This window comes from Nocardioides sp. (assembly GCF_004803405.1).
Lineage (GTDB): Bacteria > Actinomycetota > Actinomycetes > Propionibacteriales > Nocardioidaceae > Nocardioides > Nocardioides vastitatis.
The window spans coordinates 60,607-67,914 of sequence record NZ_SSXI01000233.1 but is presented as its reverse complement, the minus strand read 5'-3'; the positions used below and the strand labels follow the sequence as shown (position 1 = coordinate 67,914).

General features: G+C 69.3%; 7 protein-coding genes. 6 read left to right on the top strand and 1 reads right to left on the bottom strand.

Annotated elements, in window-relative coordinates; genetic code table 11:
- The 6 genes from E7Z54_RS17135 to E7Z54_RS17110 all read left to right on the top strand — a co-directional run.
- A partial coding sequence (locus tag E7Z54_RS17135; protein ID WP_240769749.1) for a TraR/DksA family transcriptional regulator occupies positions 1-542 on the top strand: 542 nt, incomplete at its 5' end.
- 35 nt (positions 543-577) lie between these two features.
- Positions 578-1,147: a signal peptidase II gene (gene lspA / locus E7Z54_RS17130; RefSeq protein WP_240769748.1), complete on the top strand. Its 570-nt coding sequence runs from the start codon at positions 578-580 to the stop codon at positions 1,145-1,147.
- A 5-nt stretch (positions 1,148-1,152) separates the two neighbouring features.
- On the top strand, positions 1,153-2,076 hold the full coding sequence (locus tag E7Z54_RS17125; RefSeq protein WP_276606241.1) for an RluA family pseudouridine synthase: 924 nt from the start codon (positions 1,153-1,155) through the stop codon (positions 2,074-2,076).
- A complete protein-coding gene (locus tag E7Z54_RS17120; protein WP_206056337.1) occupies positions 2,069-2,536 on the top strand; it encodes a GNAT family N-acetyltransferase in 468 nt (155 codons plus the stop codon). Before E7Z54_RS17125 ends, E7Z54_RS17120 begins: the two co-directional genes overlap by 8 nt.
- A gap of 129 nt (positions 2,537-2,665) precedes the next feature.
- Positions 2,666-6,256 carry a DNA polymerase III subunit alpha gene (gene dnaE / locus E7Z54_RS17115; RefSeq protein WP_136435745.1) on the top strand — a complete coding sequence of 1,197 codons (3,591 nt, stop codon included), beginning with the start codon at positions 2,666-2,668 and terminating at the stop codon, positions 6,254-6,256.
- Positions 6,253-6,834, top strand: coding sequence for a hypothetical protein (locus E7Z54_RS17110; RefSeq protein ID WP_136435743.1), 582 nt, complete (start codon positions 6,253-6,255; stop codon positions 6,832-6,834). Before dnaE ends, E7Z54_RS17110 begins: the two co-directional genes overlap by 4 nt.
- Here E7Z54_RS17110 and ybaK read toward each other — a convergent pair.
- Positions 6,788-7,300: a Cys-tRNA(Pro) deacylase gene (ybaK, locus tag E7Z54_RS17105; protein ID WP_136435807.1), complete on the bottom strand. Its 513-nt coding sequence runs from the start codon at positions 7,298-7,300 to the stop codon at positions 6,788-6,790. The genes E7Z54_RS17110 and ybaK overlap by 47 nt on opposite strands.
- Positions 7,301-7,308 lie beyond the last annotated feature (8 nt).

Below are 7,308 nucleotides of genomic sequence, written 5' to 3'. Positions count from 1 at the left end.
AGGCGGCACCGGCCAAGAAGGCGGCACCGGCCAAGAAGGCGACGCCGGCCAAGAAGGCGGCGCCGGGCAAGAAGACGACGCCCGCGAAGAAGTCACCAGAGATGAAGAAGGCGCCTGTGAAGAAGGCACCGGCCAAGAAGGCCGCGCCCCAGTCCCTCGTCGTCCTCGAGCACGAGGAGGCCTGGTCCAAGGAGGAGCTGGCCGAGGTGCTGGCCGAGCTCCACGAACAGCGAGCCCACAGCGAGCAGATCCTCGCGGAGCAGGTCGCTGACCTGTCCGGGCTGCTGCGCGACTCGGGGGACGGCGCCGGCCAGGACCAGGCGGACCTCGGCGCGACGAGCTTCGAGCGCGATCATGAGCTCACGGTCCTCAACCACGAGCGCGGCAAGCTGGCGCAGATCGACCGGGCGCTGGCCCGGATCGACGACGGCACCTACGGCGTGTGCGAGTCCTGCGGCAACCCCATCGGGAAGATGCGGCTCATGGCATTCCCGCGTGCGACACTGTGCATGCCATGCAAGCAGCGCGAGGAACGTCGGTAGACCGCCACGAGAGCGACGGACCGCCGGCGGCGCGAATGCCGGTCCGACGGACCTGGTCGCTGTTCCTCGCGGTCGCGGCGGTGCTCTACGCCGCCGATCAGGTCACCAAGCACCTCGCGGTCACCCACCTCGCCGACCGGCCCGACGTCAGGGTCATCGGTGAGGTTCTCCAGCTGCACCTGACCTACAACCCGGGTGCGGCCTTCAGCCTCGGCACGGAGTTCACCGTCGGTCTGACGGTGCTCGCGACGGTTGCGACCGGCGTCGTCCTCTGGATCAGCCGCCGGGTCGGCGACCGGATCTGGGCCGTGGCGCTCGGGCTCCTGCTCGCCGGCATCGACGGCAACCTCACGGATCGGCTGGTGCGCGACCCGGCCCCGCTCCGGGGTCACGTCGTCGACTTCCTGATGCTGCCCAACTGGCCGGTCTTCAACGTCGCCGACATCTGCATCAACATCGCTGTCGGACTGATCCTGCTCCAGGTGTTCCGCGGCATCGCGGTGGACGGGACCCGCGTCGACAGGCCCACCGCCGACGACTCGAGCGACACCGACGGGCCCGGCGAGGGTGCCACCGACCCGGCCCCGGAGGGAGACGAGGAGTGAGGACCGTGGACCACCGCAGGCTGTCCGTTCCCGAGAGCCTCGAGGGTGAGCGCATCGACGTCGCCATGGCCCAGCTCTTCGGGGTCTCGCGGACCCGCGCCGCCGAGCTCGTCTCGCAGGGCAGGGTGCAGCTCGACGGCGCCGAGGTGAGCACCAAGAGCGAGCGGGTGCTGCCCGGGTCCCTGCTCGAGGTCGCGATCCCCGCTGAGGCTGAGCCGCTCGAGGTCGTCCCCGAGATCGTCGAGGGCATCAAGATCATCCACGACGACGACTCGATCGTCGTGATCGACAAGCCGGTGGGCGTCGCCGTCCACCCCTCGCCGGGCTGGCGTGGGCCAACCGTGGTCGGACACCTCGCAGGCGCCGGCTTCCGGATCTCGACCTCGGGAGCCAAGGAGCGCGAGGGCATCGTGCAGCGGCTCGACGTGGGCACCTCCGGGGTGATGGTGATCTGCAAGTCAGAGCACGCGTACTCCCTGCTCAAGAACGCCTTCCGCCAGCGCACGGTCGACAAGACCTACCACGCCCTCGTGCAGGGCCACCCCGACCCTCTCTCGGGGACGATCGACGCCCCGATCGGGCGGCATCCCGGGGCGGACTACAAGTTCGCGGTGATGGACGACGGCCGCGCCAGCGTCACGCACTACGAGACGCTCGAGGCGCACCGCTTCGCAAGCCTGCTCGAGGTGCACCTGGAGACCGGTCGGACCCACCAGATCCGAGTCCACATGGCGGCGCTGAAGCATCCGTGCTGCGGTGACCTCACCTATGGCGCCGACCCGACGCTGGCCAAGCGGCTGGGTCTGACCCGGCAGTGGCTGCATGCCGTACGCCTCGGCTTCGAGCATCCCGACACCGGGAAGTACGTCGAGTACGAGTCGGAGTACCCCGACGATCTCGCGCACGCCCTCGCCGTCATCCGTGACTGACCCGACGGACGGCCCGATCGGGCTGCTCCTGCGCCCCGGCATGCCGGAGGACGCGGCGGCGGTCGCCGACGTGCATCTCGCCGCGAGGGCGGGGGCGCCGATGCCACCCTCGGTACACACCGAGCCGGAGGTCCGGGCCTGGCTGGCCGATCGGATCGGCGCCGACGAGGTGTGGGTCGCCGAGGTCGACGGCGCCGTGGTCGGCTACGCGCGCTTCACCGAGACCTGGCTCGACGACCTCTACGTGGACCCGGGGCATCTCCGAGAGGGGATCGGCACGGCGTTGCTCGAGCTGGTCAAGTCGCTGCGGCCGCGGGGCTTCCAGCTCTGGGTGTTCGAGAGCAACGAGCCCGCCCGGGCCTTCTACGCCGCGCACGGCCTGCTCGAGCGGGAGCACACGGACGGGTCGGAGAACCCGGAACGCGAACCGGACATCCGGATGGAATGGCCGGGCGTCTGACGCCGGATCCGCCGCGGATCCCGACGGTCGGAGACTGTCGGTGCGCCCTGCCAGGATCGTCCCGACGGTCACGTAGTCTGTGGCCCTTCCCCCAACAGCTCGCACAGATCAGAGGAGAAACACCACCCGATGGCAGCCGGTTCCGGGGGAGCGGACTTCGTCCACCTGCACGTCCACACCGAGTACTCCATGCTCGACGGGGCCTCGCTGCTGGACGGGCTCTTCACGCGGGTCAACGACCTCGGCATGACGTCGATCGCGATGACCGACCACGGCAACCTCCACGGTGCCTACGACTTCTGGTCCAAGGCTCGCAAGCACGGCGTGAAGCCGATCATCGGGATCGAGGCCTACCTCACCCCCCAGACCCACCGCAGCGAGAGAAGAAGGGTCCGCTGGGGCAAGGGGTCGGACGGCGTCAGCGGGGCGGAGGAGGGCGGCAACGACGTCGCAGGCGGTGGCGCCTACACCCATATGACGATGTGGGCCGAGAGCACCGAGGGCATGCACAACCTGTTCCGGCTCTCCTCGCGCTCGAGCCTCGAGGGGTACTACTACAAGCCGCGCGCCGACCGTGAGCTCCTCAACGAGTACGCCAAGGGCCTGATCGCGACCACGGGCTGCCCGTCGGGCGAGATCCAGACGCGACTCCGGCTGGGACAGTACGACGAGGCGGTGAGATCCGCCGCCGAGTTCCAGGAGATCTTCGGCAAGGACAGCTTCTTCCTGGAGCTGATGGACCACGGCATCGACATCGAGAAGCGGGTCCGCGACGACCTGCTGCGGCTCGGCAAGCAGCTCGGCATCCCACCGATCGCCACCAACGACTCCCACTACAACAACCCCGAGGACGCCGAGGCGCACGACGCGCTCATCTGCGTCGCCTCGGGCAAGCGGCTGGCCGACACCAATCGGCTCAAGTTCGACGGCGGCGGCTACTACATCAAGTCCGCGGCGGAGATGCGTGAGCTGTGGGCCGACCGCTTCGGCATGCCCGAGGCCTGTGACAACACGCTGCTCATCGCCGAGCGCTGCGACGTCGAGTTCACCGAGTCGACCGGCGGCTACATGGCGCGCGCGGACGTACCAGCAGGAGAGACCGAGGAGACCTGGTTCGTCAAGGAGGTCTGGCGCGGGATCGAGTCGCGCTACCCGGGCGACAAGCTCACCCAGGCCGTGCGCGACCGCGTCGAGATGGAGCTCGCGGTCGTCAAGAGCAAGGGCTACTGCGGCTACTACCTCGTGGTCGCGGACTTCATCAACTGGGCCAAGAACCACGGCATCCGGGTCGGCCCCGGTCGCGGCTCCGGTGCCGGCTCGATCGCCGCGTTCGCTCTCCGGATCACCGACCTGTGCCCCCTCGAGCACGGCCTGATCTTCGAGCGGTTCCTCAACCCCGAGCGTCCCTCGATGCCCGACTTCGACATCGACTTCGACGAGCGTCGGCGGACCGAGGTCATCCAGTACGTCTCGGAGAAGTACGGCAACGACCGGGTCGCCTACATCGCCACCTTCGGGCGGATCAAGTCCAAGCAGGCCATCAAGGACGCCGCCCGGGTGCTCGACCACGGGTTCGCCATCTCGGACCGGATCACGAAGGCGCTGCCGCCCGACATCATGGGCAAGGGCGTCCCGCTGAAGGAGATCTTCAACCCCGAGCACAAGCGCTACGGCGACGGCGGCGAGTTCCGCTCGCTCTACGAGCAGGACCCCGAGGTCCGCACGATCTACCAGACGGGCCTGGGGCTGGAGGGCCAGATCCGGCAGTGGGGTGTGCATGCCGCGGGCGTGATCATGTCGAGCGAGCCGCTCGTCGACATCGTGCCGATCATGAAGCGCGAGCAGGACGGCGCGATCATCACGCAGTTCGACTACCCGATGTGCGAGGCGCTCGGGCTGGTCAAGATGGACTTCCTCGGACTGCGCAACCTCACCGTCCTCGACGACGCGCTCGAGAACATCCAGATGAATCGCGGCGAGGCGGTCGTCCTCGAGGATCTTCCCTTCGACGACGCCGCGACCTACGAGCTCCTCTCCCGCGGCGACACCCTTGGCGTCTTCCAGCTCGACGGTGGCCCGATGCGGGCGCTGCTGCGGTCGATGCGGCCCGACAAGTTCGCCGACATCTCCGCGGTGGGCGCGCTCTACCGCCCCGGCCCGATGGGGGCGGACTCCCACAACAAGTACGCCCGCCGCAAGAACGGCCGGGAGCCGATCGACCCGATCCACCCCGAGCTGGCCGAGCCGCTCGAGCAGGTGCTGGGGGAGACCTACGGCCTGATCGTCTACCAGGAGCAGGTGATGGAGATCGCCCAGGTCCTGGCGGGCTTCAGCCTGGGACAGGCGGACAACCTCCGCCGGGCGATGGGCAAGAAGAAGAAGGAGGAGCTCGACAAGCAGTACGCCGGCTTCCAGGCCGGCATGCTCGAGCGCGGATACTCCCAGAAGGCGATCACTACGCTGTGGGAGATCCTGCTCCCGTTCTCCGACTACGCCTTCAACAAGGCCCACTCCGCGGCGTACGGGGTCGTGTCGTACTGGACGGCGTACCTCAAGGCCAACTACCCGGCCGAGTACATGGCTGCGCTCCTGACGTCCGTGCGGGACGACAAGGACAAGATGGCCATCTACCTCAACGAGTGCCGCCGGATGAAGATCCAGGTGCTGCCGCCCGACGTCAACGAGTCCGCGGCGAACTTCACCCCGGTCGGCCGCGACATCCGGTTCGGGCTGACCGCGATCCGCAACGTCGGCGCCAACGTCGTCGACGGCGTGGTCGCGGCGCGGCTGCAGAAGAGTCGCTTCCTGGACTTCAACGACTTCCTGTCCAAGGTTCCGGTGCAGGTCTGCAACAAGCGGGTCATCGACTCGCTGATCAAGGCCGGTGCGTTCGACGAGATGAAGCACAAGCGTCGTGCGCTGGTCGCGATCCACGAGACCGCGGTCGATCAGTACGTCGACATCAAGCGCAACGAGGCGATCGGGCAGGACTCCCTCTTCGCCGGGCTCGGCGACGAGGGGTCGGAGGACGGGGGCTACGGCGGTTTCGGGGTCAGCATCCCGATCCCCGAGCTCGACGAGTGGGACAAGATGACGCTGCTCGGCCACGAGCGGGACATGCTGGGCCTCTACGTCTCCGACCATCCACTGCTGGGCCTCGAGCACGTGCTCTCCACCGGCACCGACTGCACCATCGGCCAGCTCGTCACCGACGAGGACCGCCCGCACGGCTCCAACGTCACGGTCTGCGGGCTGGTGACCTCGGTGCAGCGCAAGATCACGAAGAACGGCGACCCGTGGGCCACGGTCACCCTGGAGGATCTCGAGGGCGCGATCGACGTGCTGCTCTTCCCCAGCTCCTACCGGCTCGCCGCTCCGTACCTGATCGACGACGCGATCATCCGGGTCCGTGGCGCCCTCGACAAGGACCGTGACGCTCCGCAGCTGCGCGGCCAGGAGGTCACCGTCCCCGACCTCGAGCGTGGCAGTGACGGGCCGGTCGTGATCAGCCTGCCCTCCACGCGGTGCACCGGCCCGGTGGTCCAGCAACTGCGCGACGTCCTCACCACCCATCCGGGCCTCACCGAGGTCCGGCTGCAGCTCCTGAGCCGCGACGCCACGAAGGTGATGCGGCTGGGCGACAATCTCCGGGTGACCCCGAGCCCCGCCCTCTTCGCCGACCTCAAACAGCTCCTCGGCCCGGGGTGCCTCACCGCGTGAGCAAGGTGATCGCCGTCCCGCTGGCACTGGCGGGCGCCCTCGGTGCCCTGGGCGGGTGGCTGTGGTGGACGTGGTGGGCGCCGGCGCCGGAAGGCCAGGTCTACGACACCCCCGACGGGCCGGTCTGGTTCCCCACGCCCTTCGACCCCGGCATCGCGCGGGATTTCGGCGGCACGGCCACCTACGCCGTCCTCGGTCTCGTGCTCGGGCTCCTCCTCGGCGTCGTGGGTGCCGTCGTCGCCCGCAACCGCGCGGTGGCCGGTCTGGCCACGATCGGTCTGGCGAGCATCCTCGCCGCGGTCGTGATGGTGCTCGTCGGGACCAGCCAGAGTCCGCCGGACCCACAGGAGCGGGCAGACCACGTCGACATCGGCACCGAGCTGCCCGGCCACCTGCACGTCACCTCGCCGGAGATCGGCCTGTGGAAGTGGGCCGCGGACCTGCTGGGTGACGACGACCGCCGCCTCGAGCTGCCGACGCCGTACCTGGTCTGGCCGGTCGGTGCGCTGTTCGGCTACCTGGTCGTGATGCTCAGCCTGAACGCGCGGTCGGAGCCGTCCGAGCATCTGTCAGCCTGACCAGGTCACCCGGCGCGAGCTCGACCTCCATGCCGCGCCGGCCCGCCGAGACGAACACGGTCGGGTGCGCCAGCGCCGACTCGTCCACGACGGTCGGGTGTGGCTTCCGCTGCCCGAGCGGCGAGATGCCGCCAACGACGTAGCCGGTGGCCCGCTCGGCCACCCTGGGGTCGGCCATGCTCGCCCGGCGTCCCTCGACCGCTCGGGCCAGTGCCTTGAGGTCGAGCTGTCCGGTGACGGGCACGACGCCGACGACCAGGCGTCCGTCCACCTCGGCGAACAGGGTCTTGAACACCCGGGCGGGGTCGATCCCCAGCGCCCTCGCCGCCTCCTCGCCGTATGACTCCGAACGCGGGTCATGGTCGTACTCGTGCACGGTGAACGCGACGCCTGCCGCGGTCAGGGCGGTCGTCGCAGGTGTCCCGCCCCCGTGGGAGCGGCCGGGGCCGCCCTTCCTCCTCGCCACCGCTGCCC